Origin of the sequence: Staphylococcus sp. GDY8P198P, assembly GCF_017891615.1 — a bacterium.
In the GTDB taxonomy this organism is placed as follows: Bacteria; Bacillota; Bacilli; order Staphylococcales; family Staphylococcaceae; genus Staphylococcus; species Staphylococcus cohnii.
This window is the reverse complement of the sequence record NZ_JAESJQ010000019.1, coordinates 41,290-61,508: the sequence shown is the minus strand read 5'-3', so window position 1 is coordinate 61,508 and position 20,219 is coordinate 41,290. Positions and strand designations below refer to the sequence as shown.

At 31.5% G+C, this 20,219-nt stretch carries 24 protein-coding genes and 1 pseudogene; 23 read left to right on the top strand and 2 right to left on the bottom strand.

What is annotated here, in order from left to right; all coding sequences use genetic code 11:
* The first annotated feature begins 44 nt into the window (after window positions 1–44).
* The 5 genes from trxB (at window position 45) to KA824_RS11775 (ending at window position 5,571) form a co-directional block, all read left to right on the top strand.
* Window positions 45–989 (top strand): thioredoxin-disulfide reductase, encoded by a 945-nt coding sequence (gene trxB, locus KA824_RS11795; protein WP_107383679.1) that lies wholly within the window; start codon window positions 45–47, stop codon window positions 987–989.
* A 498-nt stretch (window positions 990–1,487) separates the two neighbouring features.
* Complete coding sequence (gene rapZ / locus KA824_RS11790) at window positions 1,488–2,414, top strand: RNase adapter RapZ (RefSeq protein WP_107383680.1); 927 nt, start codon at window positions 1,488–1,490, stop codon at window positions 2,412–2,414.
* The gene (locus tag KA824_RS11785; RefSeq protein ID WP_107383681.1) at window positions 2,401–3,387 is read left to right on the top strand and encodes a gluconeogenesis factor YvcK family protein; all 987 of its coding nucleotides are present in this window, start codon (window positions 2,401–2,403) and stop codon (window positions 3,385–3,387) included. The genes rapZ and KA824_RS11785 overlap by 14 nt, the downstream gene beginning before the upstream one ends.
* A 52-nt stretch (window positions 3,388–3,439) precedes the next feature.
* Window positions 3,440–4,384, top strand: a complete 945-nt coding sequence (gene whiA, locus KA824_RS11780) for a DNA-binding protein WhiA (protein ID WP_107383682.1) — start codon at window positions 3,440–3,442, stop codon at window positions 4,382–4,384.
* A 341-nt stretch (window positions 4,385–4,725) separates the two neighbouring features.
* Window positions 4,726–5,571 carry a YitT family protein gene (locus KA824_RS11775; protein WP_107383683.1) on the top strand — a complete coding sequence of 282 codons (846 nt, stop codon included), beginning with the start codon at window positions 4,726–4,728 and terminating at the stop codon, window positions 5,569–5,571.
* Between the two features lie 454 nt (window positions 5,572–6,025).
* Here KA824_RS11775 and KA824_RS12980 read toward each other — a convergent pair whose 3' ends face one another.
* Entirely contained in the window at window positions 6,026–7,075 is a 1,050-nt protein-coding gene (locus KA824_RS12980) for a tyrosine-type recombinase/integrase (RefSeq protein ID WP_181187441.1), read from the bottom strand.
* Between the two features lie 9 nt (window positions 7,076–7,084).
* A complete protein-coding gene (locus tag KA824_RS11765) occupies window positions 7,085–7,918 on the bottom strand; it encodes a helix-turn-helix domain-containing protein (protein WP_181187442.1) in 834 nt (277 codons plus the stop codon).
* Window positions 7,919–8,061: 143 nt separating this feature from the next.
* Here KA824_RS11765 and KA824_RS11760 point away from each other — a divergent pair, with 143 nt between their 5' ends.
* The 18 genes and pseudogenes from KA824_RS11760 (at window position 8,062) to KA824_RS13045 (ending at window position 20,144) form a co-directional block, all read left to right on the top strand.
* Complete coding sequence (locus KA824_RS11760; RefSeq protein WP_181187443.1) at window positions 8,062–8,280, top strand: helix-turn-helix domain-containing protein; 219 nt, start codon at window positions 8,062–8,064, stop codon at window positions 8,278–8,280.
* The gene (locus KA824_RS11755; protein WP_181187444.1) at window positions 8,277–8,900 is read left to right on the top strand and encodes a BRO-N domain-containing protein; all 624 of its coding nucleotides are present in this window, start codon (window positions 8,277–8,279) and stop codon (window positions 8,898–8,900) included. Before KA824_RS11760 ends, KA824_RS11755 begins: the two co-directional genes overlap by 4 nt.
* A gap of 16 nt (window positions 8,901–8,916) precedes the next feature.
* Window positions 8,917–9,177, top strand: a complete 261-nt coding sequence (locus KA824_RS11750; RefSeq protein WP_181187445.1) for a DUF771 domain-containing protein — start codon at window positions 8,917–8,919, stop codon at window positions 9,175–9,177.
* A gap of 9 nt (window positions 9,178–9,186) precedes the next feature.
* Window positions 9,187–9,369 carry a hypothetical protein gene (locus KA824_RS11745; protein WP_181187446.1) on the top strand — a complete coding sequence of 61 codons (183 nt, stop codon included), beginning with the start codon at window positions 9,187–9,189 and terminating at the stop codon, window positions 9,367–9,369.
* A 1-nt stretch (window position 9,370) separates the two neighbouring features.
* Window positions 9,371–9,676, top strand: coding sequence for a hypothetical protein (locus tag KA824_RS11740; RefSeq protein WP_181187447.1), 306 nt, complete (start codon window positions 9,371–9,373; stop codon window positions 9,674–9,676).
* 102 nt (window positions 9,677–9,778) lie between these two features.
* A pseudogene (locus tag KA824_RS11735) lies at window positions 9,779–10,663 on the top strand (primase alpha helix C-terminal domain-containing protein).
* Between the two features lie 13 nt (window positions 10,664–10,676).
* Entirely contained in the window at window positions 10,677–12,389 is a 1,713-nt protein-coding gene (locus KA824_RS11730) for a DUF927 domain-containing protein (RefSeq protein WP_181187448.1), read from the top strand.
* Between the two features lie 427 nt (window positions 12,390–12,816).
* Window positions 12,817–13,128: a hypothetical protein gene (locus KA824_RS11725; protein ID WP_181187449.1), complete on the top strand. Its 312-nt coding sequence runs from the start codon at window positions 12,817–12,819 to the stop codon at window positions 13,126–13,128.
* 31 nt (window positions 13,129–13,159) lie between these two features.
* Complete coding sequence (locus KA824_RS11720) at window positions 13,160–13,483, top strand: hypothetical protein (protein ID WP_181187450.1); 324 nt, start codon at window positions 13,160–13,162, stop codon at window positions 13,481–13,483.
* Window positions 13,484–13,641: 158 nt separating this feature from the next.
* Complete coding sequence (locus KA824_RS11715; RefSeq protein ID WP_181187451.1) at window positions 13,642–14,280, top strand: HAD family hydrolase; 639 nt, start codon at window positions 13,642–13,644, stop codon at window positions 14,278–14,280.
* Window positions 14,281–14,292: 12 nt separating this feature from the next.
* Complete coding sequence (locus tag KA824_RS11710) at window positions 14,293–14,748, top strand: hypothetical protein (protein WP_181187452.1); 456 nt, start codon at window positions 14,293–14,295, stop codon at window positions 14,746–14,748.
* Window positions 14,749–16,446: 1,698 nt separating this feature from the next.
* On the top strand, window positions 16,447–16,734 hold the full coding sequence (locus KA824_RS11705) for a hypothetical protein (RefSeq protein ID WP_245335674.1): 288 nt from the start codon (window positions 16,447–16,449) through the stop codon (window positions 16,732–16,734).
* Between the two features lie 333 nt (window positions 16,735–17,067).
* Window positions 17,068–17,574, top strand: a complete 507-nt coding sequence (locus KA824_RS11700) for a phage terminase small subunit P27 family (protein WP_181187453.1) — start codon at window positions 17,068–17,070, stop codon at window positions 17,572–17,574.
* Window positions 17,575–17,940: 366 nt separating this feature from the next.
* Window positions 17,941–18,477, top strand: a complete 537-nt coding sequence (locus tag KA824_RS11695; RefSeq protein ID WP_064209743.1) for a hypothetical protein — start codon at window positions 17,941–17,943, stop codon at window positions 18,475–18,477.
* Complete coding sequence (locus KA824_RS11690) at window positions 18,474–18,800, top strand: hypothetical protein (protein ID WP_181187454.1); 327 nt, start codon at window positions 18,474–18,476, stop codon at window positions 18,798–18,800. Before KA824_RS11695 ends, KA824_RS11690 begins: the two co-directional genes overlap by 4 nt.
* Window positions 18,793–19,140: a hypothetical protein gene (locus tag KA824_RS11685; protein ID WP_107386160.1), complete on the top strand. Its 348-nt coding sequence runs from the start codon at window positions 18,793–18,795 to the stop codon at window positions 19,138–19,140. The genes KA824_RS11690 and KA824_RS11685 overlap by 8 nt, the downstream gene beginning before the upstream one ends.
* A gap of 398 nt (window positions 19,141–19,538) precedes the next feature.
* Complete coding sequence (locus KA824_RS11680; RefSeq protein ID WP_107523577.1) at window positions 19,539–19,730, top strand: hypothetical protein; 192 nt, start codon at window positions 19,539–19,541, stop codon at window positions 19,728–19,730.
* An 81-nt stretch (window positions 19,731–19,811) separates the two neighbouring features.
* Window positions 19,812–20,144, top strand: a complete 333-nt coding sequence (locus tag KA824_RS13045) for a DUF1722 domain-containing protein (RefSeq protein WP_181187455.1) — start codon at window positions 19,812–19,814, stop codon at window positions 20,142–20,144.
* Window positions 20,145–20,219 lie beyond the last annotated feature (75 nt).

Here is a 20,219-nt window from a genome sequence, read left to right as displayed (position 1 = left end):
ATATATAATGCGTATAATGAATTAATAAACAGGAGGCAATTTAAATGGCTGAACAAGTGGATTTTGATGTTGCGATTGTAGGTGCAGGGCCAGCTGGTATGACTGCTGCCGTGTATGCATCACGTGCAAACTTAAGTACTGTAATGATTGAACGTGGTATGCCAGGTGGACAAATGGCAAATACAGAAGAGGTTGAAAACTTCCCAGGTTTTGAAATGATTACTGGGCCAGATTTATCAACTAAAATGTTTGAACACGCTAAAAAGTTTGGCGCAAAATATCAATATGGTGATATCAAATCAATTGAAGACAAAGGTCAATATAAAGTTATAAATCTTGGCAACAGTGAGATTACTGCGCGAGCTGTGATTATATCTACTGGTGCTGAATATAAAAAAATTGGTGTGCCCGGTGAACAAGAATTAGGTGGCCGCGGTGTGAGTTATTGCGCAGTATGTGATGGTGCATTCTTCAAAAACAAAAAATTATTTGTTATCGGTGGTGGAGATTCTGCAGTTGAGGAAGGTACATTCCTTACAAAATTCGCTGACAGTGTAACAATCGTTCACCGTAGAGATGAACTACGTGCGCAAAAAATCTTACAAGATCGTGCATTTAAAAATGATAAAATCGACTTTATTTGGAGTCATACTCTTAAAACAATCAACGAAAAAGACGGTAAAGTTGGTTCAGTTACTTTAGAATCCACAAAAGATGGTGCTGAACAAACTTTCGATGCTGACGGTGTTTTCGTATACATTGGTATGAAACCATTAACAGCACCATTTGAAAATTTAGGCATTACAAATGAAGTAGGCTATATTGTCACTAATGAAGATATGAGTACGAAAATCCCAGGTGTTTATGCTGCTGGCGACGTACGTGCAAAAGGCCTACGCCAAATCGTAACTGCAACAGGTGACGGCAGTATCGCAGCACAAAGTGCAATTTCTTATATTGAAGAATTAAAAGATACCATAGAAGCATAAGATTAAAATATATTATTTATAGAATTTAATTGAATAATAACGAGATTCAGACAGGCTAGAATGTATCAACCTTACATTAATCATGTAGGTTTAACATTCTAGCTTTTTTACATAATTGTACTTTAAATGTAAGTGTGCAGTGTTAGTTCAATGAATCACTTGTGTGAGGTATCAACCTACTATATATGTGTATTTCAGGAGCTATATAATAAATAGATCACACAGAAGCTAATTTATTATAAATTATGCTAATTGAAAAAATGAAAAAGACTCAATTACATTTGTGGACACAAATTTATTTCATTTAAGTCAGTCTACGATAGTACTTAGGGTCAATTAAGTGATAAAACTACTACCAAAGTCGTTTTTCATGTAAAATATAATGTGATAGCATAGTGGTCATAAACTGACTAAGTTAAAATGATTGCTTGTATTGATAATAAAATTCCAGAACAATAAATGGAATGTCTAAAAATAATCTTTGGATGGTGTAAAGTAATGCAACGAGAAGAAAAAGAAGTGACTAAAAGTGAATTATTAGTTGTGACAGGTTTGTCTGGCGCAGGTAAGTCGGTTGTAATACAAAGTTTAGAAGATATCGGTTATTTTTGTGTAGATAATTTACCTCCAATACTGTTGCCGAAATTTGTAGAATTAATGGGTCAAGGAAATCCTTCGTTGCAAAAGGTAGCCATTGCCATTGATTTAAGAGGGAAAGAACTTTTCAAATCATTGATTAAAGAAATCGACCAAATCAAAAGTAACTCAGATATTATCGTTGATATGATGTTCTTAGAAGCATCCAACGAAAAGTTGATCTCACGTTATAAAGAGACGCGACGTGCACATCCATTAAATGAACAAGGACAACGCTCGTTAATTGAAGCGATTGAAGAAGAACGCAGTTTACTCGCTGAGATTCAAAGTTTAGCAAACTACACGATTGATACATCATTTATGAAACCCAAAGAGCTTCGTAAGCGAATCGGAGATTACTTTAATCAAAGTAATTATCAAACATTCAATATTAATGTAACCAGTTTTGGTTTTAAACATGGGATTCAGATGGATGCGGATTTAGTGTTTGATGTGAGATTTTTACCGAACCCGCATTATGTGGATGAACTAAGACCTTTAACTGGAGAAGATGAAGCAGTATATAATTACGTTATGAAATGGAAAACAACAAATATTTTTTATGAGAAATTGATGGATTTATTAAAATTTATGATTCCAGGATATAAAAAAGAAGGTAAATCACAACTTGTGATTGCAATTGGTTGTACCGGAGGCCAACATCGTTCTGTAGCTCTAGCTAAACGCATTGGTGCAGAGCTTAACGAAAATTTTGACTATAATGTATATGTGCATCATAGAGATGCTCAAATTGAAAGTGGCGTGAAGCAAAAAAATGAAAAGAATTAAACTTGTACTTATTGGTGGTGGTACAGGTTTATCTGTTTTAGCACGTGGTTTAAAAGACTTTCCGATAGATATTACGACCATTGTCACAGTTGCTGATGATGGAGGTAGTACTGGGAAAATCAGAAATGAAATGGATATTCCTGCACCTGGTGACATACGAAATGTAATTTCAGCACTCAGCGATTCAGAATCAACAATTGAAAGATTGTTCCAATATCGTTTTAAAGAAAATCAAGTTGAAGGTCATTCTTTAGGCAACTTGTTAATAGCTGCATTAACGAATATGAATGATGATTTTGGACATGCGGTAAAAGAATTAAGTAAAATTTTAAATATAAGAGGTCGAGTGATACCATCTACAAATTCCAGTGTACGCTTAAATGCAGTGATGGAAGACGGTGAAATTGTTTATGGCGAATCAAAAATTCCTAAAAAAAATAAAAAGATAGAACGTGTATTTTTAGAACCAGAAAATGTAGAACCCATGGAAGAAGCTGTTGAAGCGATAGAAGATGCTGACTTAATCGTTTTAGGACCAGGTTCGCTATATACAAGTGTAATTTCTAATCTATGCGTTAAAGGTATTGCGGATTCATTATTAAAATGCGATGCGCCAAAGTTATATGTATCAAATGTTATGACACAACCTGGTGAGACTAATCATTACACTGCTTTAGATCATGTTGATGCAATACATAATCACATGGGACGTCATTGTATAAACTATGCTATATGTAGTACTCAGACGTTTAACGGCGATGTTTTACGTCGTTATAAAGAAGATGGCGCAGATCCAGTTAAATGCAACATGAAAGATATGGAAGCAGAAAAGATAAAAGTTTTTACACACGAAAATCTGGTAGAAGTATCACAAGAGAATTATGTTAGACATAATACAGAGGTCTTGTCTAAAATGATTTACGAGATTGCTATGAGAGAAACAGAAACGATTGAATTTAACCGAGATAAATAAAATCGTAAAACAAACTAAGTATTAAACTTAGATAAGAAGGGACTGAAGATGTATGAGCTTTGCATCAGAAATGAAAAATGAACTTACTAGAATAGAAGTAGATGAAACAAATGCAAAAGCAGAGCTCAGTGCACTCATACGAATGAATGGTGCACTCAGTCTTTCCAATCAACAATTTGTGATAAATGTTCAAACTGAAAATGCTACGACAGCAAGACGTATATATTCCTTAATAAAAAAAGTGTTTAATGTTGAAGTAGAGCTACTTGTAAGGAAAAAAATGAAATTAAAAAAGAACAATATTTATATTTGTAGAATTAAAGCGCGTGCCAAAGAAATTTTAGATGAATTAGGTATTTTGAAAAATGGTGTTTTTACGCATGAAATAGATGAAACGATGATTCATGAAGATGAAATGAAAAGAAGTTATTTACGTGGTGCTTTTCTAGCAGGTGGATCAGTGAATAATCCTGAAACATCTTCCTATCATTTAGAAATATTTTCATTGTATGAAGATCATTCAGAAGGCATTACGAATTTAATGAATGAATATGAACTCAATGCGAAACATCTAGAACGTAAAAAAGGAAGCATCGCTTATTTAAAAGAAGCTGAAAAAATTTCTGATTTCTTGAGTTTAATCGGTGGTTATCAAGCGTTGCTTAAATTTGAAGATGTGCGTATTGTCAGAGACATGAGAAATTCTGTAAATAGATTAGTTAATTGTGAAACAGCTAATTTAAACAAAACCGTTAGTGCAGCGATGAAGCAGGTTGAAAGCATTCAATTAATAGACCAAGAAATTGGGTTAGATAACTTACCTGATCGCTTACGTGAAATAGCGAAATTACGAATAGAACATCAAGATATTTCCTTAAAAGAATTAGGCGAAATGATGTCTTCAGGTACAATTTCAAAATCTGGTGTCAATCATCGTTTAAGAAAATTAAACCAAATGGCTGACAAAATCCGAAGCGGTGAAACAATCGAACTTTAATTAGTTTTTCTTAAAAGAATATGGCATTTATTACAAATGATAAGACTAAATTTAAAAATATATTAAAATGTTATTGAAAAAAACTACGTTTTGATATTATAATATTCTAATTAGATTTATAGATGACGCCTCATTAGAGGTGTCTTTTTTAATAAGATTGTATTTTCTGAGGATCTTACGATGCCTTATTAATTCTAAATTAAGTTTTGTCACTTAAATGTGTTGTTATTGAAATTTAAGTTCAAAAATAGCTAAGTCAATTATTTAGGCATGGATTGAATGCATATAACATATGACGTGATGATAATTTAGATTAAATCGAACAGAATGGGAGTGAATAAATGTCAGCATTAATAAAAAATCATTATAAAAGTATCATCTTGTGTTTAATTGGAACGTTTATCAACGCTATAGGTGTAAATTGCTTTTTACTAGGATCGAATTTAGGTGATGGTGGTACAGTGGGTATCGCACTAGCCTTGAAGTATACTTTAGGATTTTCTCCAGCTTGGTCTTCTTTAATTATTAATACAATCGTTGTTTTTATCGGTTGGAAGTATTTAAGCAAAACAATCGCTGTTTATACTGTCATCTCAAACACGGCACTCTCATTCTTTTTAAGAGTAACTGAAAATATTAATTTAGGCATAGATGATTTTGTTATTAATTCTGTATTTGGTGGTGCAATTATAGGCATCGGTGCTGGACTAGTAATCTCTACAGGGAGTACACTTGGAGGTACATCTGTAATTGCTAAAATCATAAGTAAGTATTCAGAAATGAAAACATCACAAGGTATTTTTATTTTAGATGGTATTGTCGTCTTATCTTTCTTAATGGTGTTACCATTAAAAAATGTGTTATTTACGATTATCATGTTATTCATTACAGAAAGAGCGACTTCATTTATCATTGAAGGCTTTAATCCTAAAAAAGGTGTTACGGTCATTTCTACTAAGAATGAAATTATCAGTGACAAAATTAATTCCTTTACCGGTCGGGGCTCGACATTATTAAACGGAAAAGGCGGGTATGCTAAAACTGAAACGACAATGTTATATGTTGTTGTACCTCAGTCTCAGGTGACAAGAGTTAAAAAATTAGTCAATGAAGTAGATGAAAATGCCTTTTTAGTTATTCACGATGTGAGAGATGTTTTAGGCAGCACGTTTATCAATGTGAAATAATGGAGATATATTTAAGCGGTTAAATGTTTTAGGCAGCACGTTTATCAATGTGAAATAATGGAGATATATTTAAGCGGTTAAATGTTTTAAAAGAACTATAAAATAATTTTCAAGAAACTTTAAACGCTTAAATCGCAATAGTTAAGCCATTTAAACGTTATAAATGACAGAGCTTTGTTTTTAAATCCTCTGGATAGTTGTTTTTATATTTTGCTAGGTATAGAAATATAAAAAGGACTTTCAACGACTGAAAACAAAAGTCAATGAAAGCCCGATAAATCACTATTTAATGCAATGTCTTATAACGAAGAACATTCAAATTATCCCCTCGAAGGGCATATTATAAAGTAATTAAACGCTGTTATATAAGCTTTTGTTTTTCGTTGTGGGGACTATTTGGGGACTGGAAAATAAATTATAGTAAAAAACCACCTAATATTTATAATTAAGTGGCTTAAATAGTTTCTAGTAATTTCATTGCTTTTTCATCTTCACGCTCATAAGTTTCTTGAAGTAAGTGGGAGTAAATGGATTGTGTTGTGGCTGGGTTGGAATGTCCTAAATGTTTTGATATATATAGTATTGAAAAGCCATGATGTATGAGTATAGAACAGAAGCTGTGTCTTAGCGAGTGAATAGTTATCTCTTTTATATTTAGATTATCACATGCTTTTCTCAGTACTTTGTTTACAGCAGCATTTGTTATTGTTTTACCATCAACAGTAAAGATGTAACCACTGATATTAGTAGGTCGTGAATCAATAAATGATTGAATACGTTTCATAGTTACTGCGTCAATACTTATTATTCTGTCTGATGTTTCGGTCTTAGTACCTCTTAAATGAATTTTATTATTTTTAATATCCAGATCTTCACGTTTCAATTTAGCAATTTCTGAAAATCTACCACCTGTTGCAAGTGCTACTAATAGCACAAGTGATGAGGTGGTATTTTTTTGTTCAAAATAATGTTTAAGTTTTTTGAATTCTGATTCATTAATAAACTTCATTTCTTCTGTTTTGGCTGGAATAGATGCGTGTAATTCTGCTTTGTATGTAGGGTTTTTAATAACATAACCTTCATGTATAGCATCATCGAATGCATTACGTATATAACTATTTAACTTTCTAATCGTTTCATAACTATGCGTTAAACCGTACTCATTGAGAAACTTTTGGTATTCAGTACGTTTAATATCTTTTAATAACTTGTGTCTAAAATGGTCTTTAATATGCTTGTATGCAGATTCATAATGTCTTTTAGTTGATTCTGATACGTGTGGTAGTTTATTAACTTCATACCATTGATAAAAATAATCTGCAAATGTTATATCATTACTTACAGCATAACCATTTCTCATTTTATACTCTAAATCTTCTGCAATTCGTTTAGCTTCTTGTTTAGTACGATAACCACCTTTTTGAACTTTTTTACGGTTACCTTCATCGTCTACATATGAGATAGAATATCTCCATGTTTTTCCTCGCTTTTCAATGTATGCCACTTAATCACCTCAATTTTGTTCTGACAAGTATTGTTTCAATTCATTTATTGTAGTCATTCTTACTAGACGTTGTAATTTTAAAGCATCTTGTTGTTCTACTGCCTTCTCTATTTCTTCGTGAAATTCCTTAGCATTAAATATTTCTCTGTCTTTATTGATAAACGCTAGCCTACTAACAAATTGAGCACTATCATTAATTTTTTCGTTCAATAAATCAAATATTAAATGATATTCATGATAGTCTACTTCAATTTTTTGACCAAATTCTTTGTTTTCTTCAGCTTCCCTATCTGCAATTATTTCCTCTTTATAATCCTTTATATAATTTCTTAATTTTAATTGTTCACTTTCGGTTAATTCTAAAGGCACTCCATGTTTTTCACTATTCTTGTTTAAGTTGAACACATTCGGAATATGGCCACAGAATAGTTTAAAATCGTTTTGATTAACTAACCACTCAATGTTCATATATGGAAAATCTAAAAAGACGATAGAATTATCGTTTTTATTTACTCTGTATAACATTGAAGATAATTCTTTGGGGTTAAACCTATTATCAGACAAATAGTTACCTTCAATTTTTTTTGCGTATTGTTCAAATTCTTCTTCCCAACCATTTGTGGAGTGATTAACACTTTTTAACATTTTAAAATATAATTTGTTTTCGCCAGTTGGATCAAATATATAAGACAACTTAAGTAATATATTTTTGGTTGGTTTTTCAACTGAGCCATTTTCTATTCTGGATACATAGGTTCTTGATATTCCTATTTGGTCTGCAAGTTCTTTCTTGTTAAACCCTTTTGATTCTCTTAAATTTTTGAGCATTTCTTTTAATTTCATCATCACACCTCTTTTTTTATAAACATTGATTAATTATATTTTAACACAAGTTTCCCTTGACGCGTTAACAAAAATTGCTTATACTTAGTTTAAGTTTTAACGTTAATAACGTTAAATACGATAAAATGAAAAGGAGGTTGACTATGGCAGTAGAAATTCGAAAAATGAACGCCCGAATAGCTATGGTAAAAAAAGGTGTAAATGCAAAGCAATTATCACAAAAAGTTCCAATAGATTATATTTATTTGACTAAAATTTTAAACGACAAATCTAAACCATCAGAACTCATGGCTATTAAAATTGCTAATGCTTTGGATGTTGAAGTATCAGAAATATTCAATATTAAGGAGGAAGTTCGATGATTAAACAATTTTTTGACGGTAAAGAAATTCGTTTTATTGAAAAAGACGGGGAGTATTGGGCAATAGCAGGTGATGTTGCAAATGTATTAGGATACAGTGTCACAACTAATATGAATCGTATGATTGATGAAGATGAAAAGGGGGTTCACATTGTGAGTACCCTTGGAGGACAACAAAAAACAACGATACTTTCAGAATTTGGTATTTACGAAGCTATTTGGAATAGCAGACGTGATGAAGCAAAAGAATTTAAAAAATGGGTTAAGCAAGTTATTAGAGAGTTAAGACAATCAATCGGATTAAAGCAACATGAAGTATTCCACTTAATGGATAAGCAACATCAACGAAAAGCTATGGACGTTTTGCAACAAGGTTTATCTAATCCCCAAAAAATTAGCTATATAAAATGTGCGACTGTAGTTAATAAATGTGTTTCAACATTGTTTGGTTATGATAAAGCTTTAAAAAAAGATCAAATGAGTGAAGATATGTTAATTATTCGGCAACAAATTTTAGATGACACAGTCGATTTAATGACTTCTATTAACAAATTTGGTTTAGATATTTCAGTCAGTAAAACTATCTACAATAAATACTTAAATACACAAGCTACTGCTTAATAAGGAGGTGAAAATAATGCAAGAACAACTACAAGAAAGTGAAGGTATTGTAATTATCAATGAACCTAAACTTGTGTGGTCATTCAAAGATTTACAGTCACACATGCAATTATCAAGGAATTCAATTATGAAAAAACTTTTGCTTAATCCGAGATTTAAAAAGGACATTGAAAAGTATGTACATGAACCTAAATCACAAGCAGATCATTACAAGTTTTTAGCAGAACCAATGAAAGAGTATATTAAGAAAAATTTTAACGAAATATATAATTCCTAGGAGGATAGAATGAAAACATTTATTGCATTAATTATCGCAAATGCTACAGTGTCATCAATTATTGGAATTGTCACACAAGACATCTTCCATGCATTAAGTCTATACACACCACTATCACTTATATCAATTGTGATAAAAGATAGTTTGGAAGATAGAAAAATAAAAAAACAATTATTAAAGGAGAGTAAATAAAATGAATTATTCAGAAAAAGTACAAGAAAGCGTGGAATTTGCAGATTTGAGAAATAAGATTCAGAGCGTTCTCGACTACATCGGTATGGAATCATCAGAATTAGAAGATGAAAGAGAACATGCAATAAAAACGAATCAACCTGTTTATCATCAAGCTGTTAATAATAACATTAAACAAAATTACATTATCTCATCGACTTTACAAGCTATCAGAACAGATATCGAGAATATGCACGATGATATTCAAGCTAATATTAAGCAAGAAAAAAAGGCATTATCTGCCGACCAAAGCAAAGATAACGCCTAAACGCAATTTGAAATTTTTATTAAAAACAAGCATGGAACGGCTTATTTATATATTAATTATACCATTTCATGCCTTGTTTTTACAGTAGGAGGGGCAAAATAAATGGGCTTTGAACAAATAAAATTGCAGCATGATTTTAAATTAAAAATTATCGAGTACAAAAATTTATATTCCGATTCATTTGCTCAAAATAACGATGTAATGTGGTCGGAATGGCTTAATAGAATACAAACACCAATGAATAACGATGATAAATATAAACGTGGTTTAGTCGTTTATGGAGATGTAAAAGACATGGAAAAAGACGGCAAACTCATTCAAAAGTACCGTAATGATGAAAACATTATAAACAGAAATACACTAGCACTTGATTATGATGATATTACTGATTTCAAAGGGTTATACAGTGCTATTTGTAAGCAATTAGAGGGCTATTCTTGGGCATTCCATACAACCTATAACCATACTTCAGAAAAACCACGTATTCGCCTTATGACGCCTATAAGTGAGCCTGTGAGTGCAGATGATTATAGGAAGTATACGCAAGCATTAGCGCAGAAAATTGGCTACAAAATTGATGAAGGCAGTCTCCAACCTTCAAGAGCTATGGCGCTACCTGTAAAGCCAGATAAGAATATACCATATATATTTAAATATAATGATGCACCTGCAATCACTATAGGTGATTTAAATGAGTTGTCGAGAAATATCGATAACCAAAAAAATAAACCAATTACTATTAATTACTCAAGCCAATATAAAAAACGTGATTCATCATACTGGGCTGATCTAGCATTTGGGGTTGGTGAAGGTGAACGCAATCAATCGTTAGCTTCTATAAGTGGATACTTATTACGCAGATATGTAGATGCACACCTTGCATATGGACTTGTGACAGCATAGGGCAAATCATGCAATCCACCTATGGAAGATAGTGAAATAAACAAAACATTTAATTCTATACTCAAAAAGCATATGAGCAACTAGAGGGGGACGGGATATGACAGTAGAGGAAATGGAAGTAACACAAGAAGATGTATTTGAAACGATGAACAGTCTAAAAAAATTCCAAGAATTTAATAAAGATAAACCAACCATTCCAGAACCCTATTTAATTAAAGGTAAATGGTTGTATTTGGAAAAAGAGAAAAAGAATACAAAAGGTGAAGTTATAGATATAGTTCACATTTATCTTACCAGTACACCACCTTATGTTACAGAAAGATATAAAAATATTGAATCTGGTGAATTTTATTACGAACTCGAATTTGAAGATGCAAAACGTAAATATAAATTACCAGTGTTAGCGCGAGATATTACGCAAAGTAAATATCTAGTAGAACTTGCTAGTAAAGGACTAGAAGTTACTCAAAATGAAGCAGGTAATCTTGTTCAATATCTAAGTTTTTACAGACGCTTTAATAAAATACCAGATTATGATGTGGCTACACGGTTAGGCAATATTAATGGTCATTTCATTTCACCATATGCAGAAGATCAACAAGATAATCAGTACAAAATATTTAATGCTGATAAGGGGTATCAAGCATTGATTGATGCGTTTGAAACAAAAGGTAATATTGATGATTATATCAAAGGTGTATTCAATCCAATTAAGGATAATCCAATGGTTATGATGATGTTCTATAGCTCACTAGGCTCTGTATTGCTCAAAGATTTCGATGTAGACCCATTTGTTAGTGAGATATCAGGCCGTACATCAAGTGGTAAAACATTTACTTTAAAGATATGTGCAAGTATATGGGGAAATCGAAAATTAGTTACTGAATGGAATGCCACTAATGTAAGTGTTGAACGTATGGCTTCATTTTTAAATTCATTCCCCTTAATAAAAGATGATACACGCAAGGCAGATAATCCATTTAGAATACCAAGCATTGTATACCAATTTTCTGGTGGTCAATCTAAGGGACATGGTAATTCAGATCGTTCTATCGATTATTTAGAGCCGTGGAACAATATCATGCTTTCAAGTGGAGAAGTTGCTATACCAGATATAGCGCCCGATAAAGCAGGTGTTGCAGGTCGTGTAATTACTTTACAAGATGACCCGTTTCCTAATACAGAAAAAACTGAATTTGGTGATATAGCAAAAGCAATGGAAAATAATCATGGTTTATTAGGTAAACTATTCATCAAACAATATAGAGCTGACAAAGATAAATACAAAGCGTCTTTTGATAGTGCTGTTAAATATTTTATGAAACAAGCTAATGGTAATGAAGTAATGGATCGTATCGCACGTAGTTTTGCACTACTACAAATTACAGGTGAGATATTAAATGATATTGAAGGATTTGAGCATGACCCATATATCAATGTTAATAAAGCCCACACAAGTATGATGAAAAATAATAAAAATATAGATAAACCACTTCAAATGTTAGAGGAACTACTTGAAAAGTTGAATGCAAACCGTGGACGAATCGCTTACAAGAAATTCTATCATGATAATACTGAACTAATGGCCATTTACAAAGACGATTTTTTATTGGTTATGACACCAACTATAAAAGAAATGCTAGGAACTGAATTTAATTCTACCGTTAAGCAATGGGACGAAAGAGGATATCTTGTTAAAAATAATGTAGGTATGCAAAAAAATATAAAATTTAGTGGCGAACCTTTCAAAGGTTATGCGATTAAAACTGAAATTATAAATGAATTAGGTTTTGGCTTTAAAAAGGAATAAAAGGTTACTAAAGTTACTAATGAGTTACTAGATAAAACACAAAAGTAGTAACCGCTAGAAACATTGATATAACAAGGTTTATAGAGGTTATTTAATAAAAGGTTACTAAAGTTACTAGGTTAAATATAGGAGGTCATATATAAATTAATACAATGATTTACTCTTTCTTATAAGTGTACCCCCTTAAAAAAAGTAGTAACTTTGGTAACTTTGGTAACTGATAGCTTTAAAGCATTGATATGAAAGGTTTTGTGGTGTTGCCAGAAGTAGTAACTATTAAAATAAAGTAGTAACCGTTAGTAACTTTTAAACTAGATTACTTATAAATTATAGTGATTCAAATAATGTCATAAACGAAGTGAGGTGCTATAAGGTATCGTACCTTATGATAATGATGAAAAATATAAATAAGAAAGGAGCATATATTATGAATAACATTAACCAACCTGAACATTTTGAAACTTTAAGCCAAGTTAAACAAAATGCATTACTCGAATTTTGTTACGCAATGAATAAAATAAAATCCTTTAACACAAGACATTCTTCATATGGATTAAAACATGTATTTGAAAGAAGGTACCGTGAAGCATTGTCAGGTACTTTTGAAGGTAGCTATATAACCAACGGACAATTCAAAGGTGCGATGCTTAAAGCGGGTTTTGAAGTTAAAGATAAAGCACAACTCAATTGGTGTTTTAATGTAAGTGAGAAAAGTATTAAATCTTTGGACGAAAGATAATAAATATAATTTATTTTTAGGTGGTGTTTTTATGAACAACAAACCAACAATCAAAAGGAAGTCACAAGTTTTAGGACTAATCATAACTGCTGCATTTGGTTACTATCTTAAAGCTCATAAAGATGAAATAAGTAGAGATGTATCTGCATATAATCAACTAGTTAGTATACAGTCTAACATTTACTATCTTATTAATAAGCAAAATATACATGCAATTATTAACAATTTACCCGAATGCATTCTGGCGTATTGGGACAAAAGTATAAATGATATTGAGAATAATTTGAATTACGAGTTAAAAGACACATTTTATGAAATAGAACCTCAATTAAGGGGGATTCAATATCAATCATAAAAAAGTAGCACATCAGATTCTAGCCCGTTTACCCACTCATGTGAGTAATGTATCAGATAGGTATATTAGTTCACTCATAAGAAAATCGGCGAGAAAGCAGAAAGATTTTAACGAGATAAAGCATATTATCAATATAAAGCGAAAGAAGGAAATGAATTATGGTAAAAACAGTACAAGACAATACAATCACTATCTTCGATAACGGAATTTATGACAAAGGTATTAAAGCAAAAGAAGTGAAGCAAAAATACAATAATTTAACGGATCGCATTAAACAACTCAACGCTAAAATATCATACTATCAAAATAACGATGAATTTGCTGAAGCAACAAAATTAAAACGACTTCAGGGTGATTTAGAACAAGAATTAATCGAAGTCGACGAACAACTTAACTCATCAGATTATAAAGTAACTGAAGAAGAATTTGACCAGTTCTACAAGGCATACAACAAAGAAATGACAGGGTTTAAGGATGAACATCAAAAACTAGCGAAAGAGATGCAGGATAAACTGCAAGATGTTGTGAAAGTGTATCGTAAAATGATTGAGAATAAAAATGAGGCTGGTCGTCGTATATCTCGTGAACGTTATGTTAAGCAAGAGAAAAATAATCCTGGTAACATTCACAACCAGTATAAAGGCCAAATGTTAGCCCACGAAATTAATTTAGGTGATGGCAACAAGTACGACGAACAAACGACTCCTAGAGGCTATGCATGGCAACTGGAGAAAGCATTAGATACCGTTTCTCGTGATGAGTTCCAAAAATATCATTATGGCAAGAAACAATGGTAAGGATGTGAGTATATGCTAACAACAATCAAACAATCAGATAATAACGTTAAATATAATAAGCAAAAGAATCGAATTACAGTACAAGCACTTACGACAGATAAACCTGTAGAAATGGGAACGACCCAAACAGTAGATCCTAACTATCAGACATTTAAACCATATGAGTTAGATAATAATGTATTTCAAGCATTAAAAGACAATGACAAGCTATGTGTGATGTTAGACAACAATAAGGATAGTAATATCCTAGCATCGATACATCGTGGCAATTTAACTGTCGTAGTCAATAAAGGACTGTATGGACTGTCTATAGAAGTGGATGACAAACCAATTATGCAAGAATTTATAAAGTTAGTGCAGCAGAACAAAGTTAAGAGTGTACAAATCTATACAGATGAAGTGACATCGATGAATAAGCTCATTGAAAAGATTGGTAAAATAAAAGCAATTTCTATTAATACTAGGTAATGTAAAGTGGTATTATGACAGCGTTCATGGTATAATATAGATATTAAAGATATACTAAATCTTTAATGTTGAGCGCTCAGTATTAAAGTCTAAATTAGCCATTGGGCATTTAACTCTTGTTATTTTCATTTGTTCCTAGTTCTTCTGTACGTTGGTTTAGGCCATCACTATTAATTGGTGGTGGTCTTTTCTTAAAGTATATATGTGAAAGTAATCACAATGATATATGTGGAACGCATTCAATGTGTAGCAGATACTTCAACATAGTATATAAAAGCACATGCAGTTATAAGACCCAAGTATTAAAGGTGCAGGCAAACAATGAGCATAGATAATAAAGCGCCATCAGTTATAAAGTGCCCAAGCATTAAAGACACTGTGTATTAAAGCACACTGCTTATTAAGGTGGATAGTTTAGAGGACTGCACAATAAAGTACGCAGTGATTAAGCTACCTACATTAAAGGTCGGGTTATTAAGCATACAGTTTATAAGGTCACTACTTTTAGTATGAGTATTAGATCCAACTAATGAGATAGTTCACACAGAAGTTTCATTGTGATTGTTCATCAACATTCAAAGAGAAGAAATGAATTGTAATTGATATTTGATTTCTAATTAAGAATGATTAATCCAATTAAGATAAATTGTTTAAGTTAATTCATTTGTTGAAATTCAATTGTTGATTGAGTTCAGAAGATAAATGATTTCATTTGTTGAATCAATTCAGTTAAGAAGTTCATTAAGAGAAGAAAGTAAATGTAAAAAGTAATTTCAGATTTGAATTACAAAAAAGTTTTAAAGAATTATTTTCAAAATAATATTTCTAATTTCAAAATAAAAATTAAATTCAAAAATCAAAATGAGATTTAAAAATATAAATAATAATTGTTGTTCGTAAAGTGATAAGCAAGAACAATGTTAGAAGCAATTAGGAGATACAAAACGTTATAACTAAGCATGAATACTTTGCATTATACAATGCCATTTGTAGCCATTTAGAGAGCTATACAGAGCATACATTTATTATTTAGATATTTAGGTGCTCAATAATCTTACATGTGGCTTAAATGGTCTTAGAATACGTTGTATGAAAAGAGTAAAAAGTAACTAAACTTAGATTGAAAGTAAATTAATTTTGCCCAGTAGATAATTAAAGTAGTGGTGGAAATTTTAACGGATAGATTAATTTTATCGGCAGTGTAAAAATTTTCGGATTGAGATTCGAAAAATAAATTTCAAAAATATTTTTTGGGGTGGCGAATAAAAACCCCGTGGCTCTAGTGTTCGAGCGAAAACGAGCCCGCCTTATCCGTAACCGCATCTTGAAATGAAAAGTTAAAATTGTGTAATTTTTCACAATGATTACTAACGAAATAGTCTAATTTAAGCGATTTACGGCACGTAATGACCTGTAATCCATGTAACTATTCATTCAATGCAATATAGAGCTTCTCACAGAGCCTAGTTTTTGATGAAATAACTACGTCTCTATTAATGCTTACAATATTAAGCTTTGTATTATTCTCTTTCATCTTTTCGTGGATAGGCGCAATATACAACACAAGCAAATAATTGTGAGTGTTAGTTACCAAAACATTGCAGGTCAATCGATATTCGAGATTGGACGTAGATTGAAACATGTGAAAGAAAATGACCTTGTTCATGGAGAATTCAGAAATTGGGTTAAAAAATTGGTTTGAGTAAAAGCTCTGCAAATGAATTTGGAGAAAATTATAACGGAGCGCTCCGTTCATATGGACAGCATAAAACGCATCAATTAGCGACTATGCCTGAAGAACAACGCAATCACGTTATTGAAAATGGTATTGAAACAAACAACGGTAACAAGTCAATCGATGAAGCAACAACTAGAGAATTAGAAGAATACAAAAAACAACTCAAACAACGCGACGAAGAAAAAACTCAACTCGAATCCCAACTTGAACAAGCACAACGTTCTGAATCAATTGCACGTAAACAATAACTTAAATAAGTTTAAAATTTATTACTATATTAATTTAAATGAGTTGTCTACAAATCTAGACAACGCTCAAAAAGACAATTTCTTAAATGCACCAAAGTCATTACAAAAAGAAGTTATGAAAAAGAATATTTATAATTCCGTTCAAAATTACAACGAAGTCCAACAGTTGGACGGCGACCAACTAAAAAACGACCACGTGGTCGCATTTGTGTATGAATTCTTTAGAATTAGCGTCGAGATTTTCCGACAATAAGACAGCGCTGACTTTATTACTAAAGAATACGAGCGAGCGCTCGCTTAAAAAATACATAATATTTATAGGAGATGATATAAATGTCACAGAGAAAACTATTATCACAACAAAAAGCTTATCGTACCAAAGATGTACAAGAACAAAGAAATGCGACTGAGAAAGCTATGAATGAGCTTACACCTTTATCAAAAGAACCACCCGATTTTTTAGACGATGATGCTATTCAAGAATGGTATAGAGTACTTCCACTTATTAATGAATTACCTATAAAAGATTTAGACAAAGGTCTGCTTGCTACTTATTGCCAAACATATAGTAACTACAAAAATGCCACACTCAAAATTCAAGAAAAAGGAATGGTGGTTGTGACTGAACGTGGAAGTAAACTCTCACCTCATTACACAATACAAAGGGATAGCGTGAATACAATGAACGCCATTTGTCCCAAATTAGGCTTAACTGTTGAGGCACGTCTCAAGATTATGGAACCTAAGACAAAAAATGAGTATGATCCCGTAGGTGATTTTGTGACAGGTAAGAAGCCTAAATCAGTATATGAAGAGTTTGGCATAGGCAAAGATGATTGATAGGTTAGAAAAACTTTGGCGAATTGAGCTGTTACTCTTTTTTGAGTAATAGCTACATAATCAACATTTTTAAATACTTATCTAGCTATAGACAAAAATGTCCGTTACTACATAACTATTTTTGTTATCTACTTAGGTTGTGACGTTTTTGGTATATCCTTTAATCTCAAAAAATATGATGCGTAATTTTAGCAAGAGTCATAACAACAATTAATTGGAAAGTATAAACTAATAAATAGCAAATCTCGTTGTACAAACTTAAATATATAATAATGCCTTCCAAATTTTGGAAAGAAATGGGTTTCTGTAACTGTTGCAGAAACTTATAAGCGTTTATATAACTATATAAAGAAATGAGGTTATAACATGCATCTAAAACCCTGTAAGCAAGTATTAAGATATTATCCCGTTGAAAAGATTACTGAATACGAACTGCTAACTGCTTATAATCCTATGTTTATTAATCGTAAAATACAAGCAATAGAGGAACAAATCGAATGTATGTATAGCCTTAATACATCGCATATGACCTGTGATGATGTAATGGGCGTTATCACCACTTCGTATCCACTAGAAAAGTTGGTATGTTGGATCGTGGATAAAAAAGAAGAACTGGATAGATATAAAAAGCAATCCAATAAGCGACTGAACCTAGTTAAAAAGTTGATTAAACGCTACCCACCGCATGAACAAAAGGCCGTTATTCAATACATGCAATCAAACGGCTCATATAAGCCACACAAAGCCATAGAGAAACTTCAAAGAGATTTATACCAAATACATCATAAAGCGCGTTCAGAACGCAATGAGAAGCGCACACAAGCCAATAAAGTTATTTACAACGATTATATCGAATCTAAACGTAAAAGCCTACAAAATGAACGTGAGGTGCTTGCTATATGATTATTGAGTATCAAGATGTAAATTATAAAATGTTATCTAAGTACATGCTGAACTATCACAGATTGTGTGACTGGTATATTAACCGACCTCATAGCGTTAATGACCTTCAATATCGAAATATATGCGATATAGCTAAAGGGATTACTGCTGTATATAATGATTCTTCTTTATTAAAGCAACAAGTTATCAAGTTGACGTGGTGGGACAAGGAAAACTTATCAGATGACGTTATTTGCGACATCATCGGTATTAAACAAAGGGCATTGTTGCGTGCTAGAACGTCTATATTAGACCGATTGTCGAGTGAAATTGGCTATGTATGATAAAAAAACGATTAAACAGTTTATATTGAGTTGTCACGAGCATATTAACGATGATTATGAAGATAAACCCATTGAAACAGATGATTTCTTTGAGTTAGGTGCTGAAGTTGGCCATAAGCGTATAGATCAAATGAATACAGAAGATGTGATATTTTTAAACGAGCTAGAATTGGCCGCCGAAACAGTAGGAACATTCAAAGAGTTTAATTTGTTTTTACTGTTGGTAGAGGGGAAAACTTACAAAGATATGGCTCGTATATTCGAAGTAGGCGAGCAGAGAGTTAAGCAGATGTTAGACAAGTTAATAGTTAAAATGATTAAATATTTGCAATATAACTAAAATTGTATATAATAGGTAACGGACTCACTTATCACTTTCTAACGAATACACACTAGACGACTTTTAAAGTCGTCTTTTTTATTTGGTTATTATACAACTAAATTTTTTCTTTTAATCACATTAGAGTGAGTATAAAATAGGCTTATTCTGATATTTAATGCTATAGTAAACTTACATACAGCTATATATATTATTTTATAATTATTAATTTTTACATATAACAATTGCCCAAGTATGTTATGGGATGGTTATTTGCTTGATAGTTCAATGTCATGTTAAAATGTATTTATCAGTTTTTAGCATTATAACTCTTAATTTATAAGGCAGACGGTCTAGTCTGTCTTTTTTTATTTACATATACGAACTAGAGTTCTATTATATTTACGAGGTGATTATAAATGAAACCCAATTTAGACTGGAATAAAGAGTTTCAAGAGTTTCAAGATATTTTGAATTCAGGAATAAATCCCGAATGGTTATATAATGCTAAAGCAAATTTGATACTTAATCCAGCATATACTGGACAAGGGAAACAATTTTTCTTTACTAAAGATATTATTGAAGCCAGTAAAAGAATTCCTTTTTATTAAATTAAATATTGAAAGTAGGTATTTAAAATCAATAAACGACTTCAAAAAGAAAAACTATGGAGTAGATATAAATATGAAGTTTTGTGGCATGATCACAATACTTATAATGACATTAGATATTTGATGAATAACGATGCTGAAATCGAATTAGTTCAGCAAAAAATTCAATACGCATTAAGTAAGAAACCATCTAAAGGTTCAATAATTAATACCTTTTGTCATATGTGGGGGTATTTCAAAAAGATAAGCACCGAACAAGAAAAACAGAAATTTATACAATTAAAAACAGATTTTGAAAATCAATTAATAAATGAAAGAAATTTAATTGATTTTATTAAGAGGTTAGCAGATTTATATGAAGTTTCTTATTTAAAACAGTCCTCTATTATAAGTGATCCAAATCTAAATAGGTGAGTATAATTTATAGGTAGTTATTATAACTTTGATCTACTTTTTAATATTTAAATTAATTTAATATCTTTATTGCTA

What these genes read in the sequence shown, in the direction of transcription:
- KA824_RS11785 (WP_107383681.1), top strand. Translation starts at nt 2,401, where the DNA reads ATGAAAAGAATTAAACTTGTACTTATTGGTGGTGGTACAGGTTTATCT.
- KA824_RS11765 (WP_181187442.1), bottom strand. Translation starts at nt 7,918, where the DNA reads ATGAAATTAAAAGAAATGCTCAAAAATTTAAGAGAATCAAAAGGGTTT.
- KA824_RS11710 (WP_181187452.1), top strand. Translation starts at nt 14,293, where the DNA reads ATGCTAACAACAATCAAACAATCAGATAATAACGTTAAATATAATAAG.
- rapZ (WP_107383680.1), top strand. Translation starts at nt 1,488, where the DNA reads ATGCAACGAGAAGAAAAAGAAGTGACTAAAAGTGAATTATTAGTTGTG.
- whiA (WP_107383682.1), top strand. Translation starts at nt 3,440, where the DNA reads ATGAGCTTTGCATCAGAAATGAAAAATGAACTTACTAGAATAGAAGTA.
- KA824_RS11690 (WP_181187454.1), top strand. Translation starts at nt 18,474, where the DNA reads ATGATTATTGAGTATCAAGATGTAAATTATAAAATGTTATCTAAGTAC.
- KA824_RS11715 (WP_181187451.1), top strand. Translation starts at nt 13,642, where the DNA reads ATGGTAAAAACAGTACAAGACAATACAATCACTATCTTCGATAACGGA.
- KA824_RS11760 (WP_181187443.1), top strand. Translation starts at nt 8,062, where the DNA reads ATGGCAGTAGAAATTCGAAAAATGAACGCCCGAATAGCTATGGTAAAA.
- KA824_RS11745 (WP_181187446.1), top strand. Translation starts at nt 9,187, where the DNA reads ATGAAAACATTTATTGCATTAATTATCGCAAATGCTACAGTGTCATCA.
- KA824_RS11685 (WP_107386160.1), top strand. Translation starts at nt 18,793, where the DNA reads ATGTATGATAAAAAAACGATTAAACAGTTTATATTGAGTTGTCACGAG.
- KA824_RS11755 (WP_181187444.1), top strand. Translation starts at nt 8,277, where the DNA reads ATGATTAAACAATTTTTTGACGGTAAAGAAATTCGTTTTATTGAAAAA.
- KA824_RS11740 (WP_181187447.1), top strand. Translation starts at nt 9,371, where the DNA reads ATGAATTATTCAGAAAAAGTACAAGAAAGCGTGGAATTTGCAGATTTG.
- KA824_RS11750 (WP_181187445.1), top strand. Translation starts at nt 8,917, where the DNA reads ATGCAAGAACAACTACAAGAAAGTGAAGGTATTGTAATTATCAATGAA.
- KA824_RS11730 (WP_181187448.1), top strand. Translation starts at nt 10,677, where the DNA reads ATGACAGTAGAGGAAATGGAAGTAACACAAGAAGATGTATTTGAAACG.
- KA824_RS11775 (WP_107383683.1), top strand. Translation starts at nt 4,726, where the DNA reads ATGTCAGCATTAATAAAAAATCATTATAAAAGTATCATCTTGTGTTTA.
- KA824_RS11695 (WP_064209743.1), top strand. Translation starts at nt 17,941, where the DNA reads ATGCATCTAAAACCCTGTAAGCAAGTATTAAGATATTATCCCGTTGAA.
- trxB (WP_107383679.1), top strand. Translation starts at nt 45, where the DNA reads ATGGCTGAACAAGTGGATTTTGATGTTGCGATTGTAGGTGCAGGGCCA.
- KA824_RS11725 (WP_181187449.1), top strand. Translation starts at nt 12,817, where the DNA reads ATGAATAACATTAACCAACCTGAACATTTTGAAACTTTAAGCCAAGTT.
- KA824_RS11720 (WP_181187450.1), top strand. Translation starts at nt 13,160, where the DNA reads ATGAACAACAAACCAACAATCAAAAGGAAGTCACAAGTTTTAGGACTA.
- KA824_RS11700 (WP_181187453.1), top strand. Translation starts at nt 17,068, where the DNA reads ATGTCACAGAGAAAACTATTATCACAACAAAAAGCTTATCGTACCAAA.
- KA824_RS11680 (WP_107523577.1), top strand. Translation starts at nt 19,539, where the DNA reads ATGAAACCCAATTTAGACTGGAATAAAGAGTTTCAAGAGTTTCAAGAT.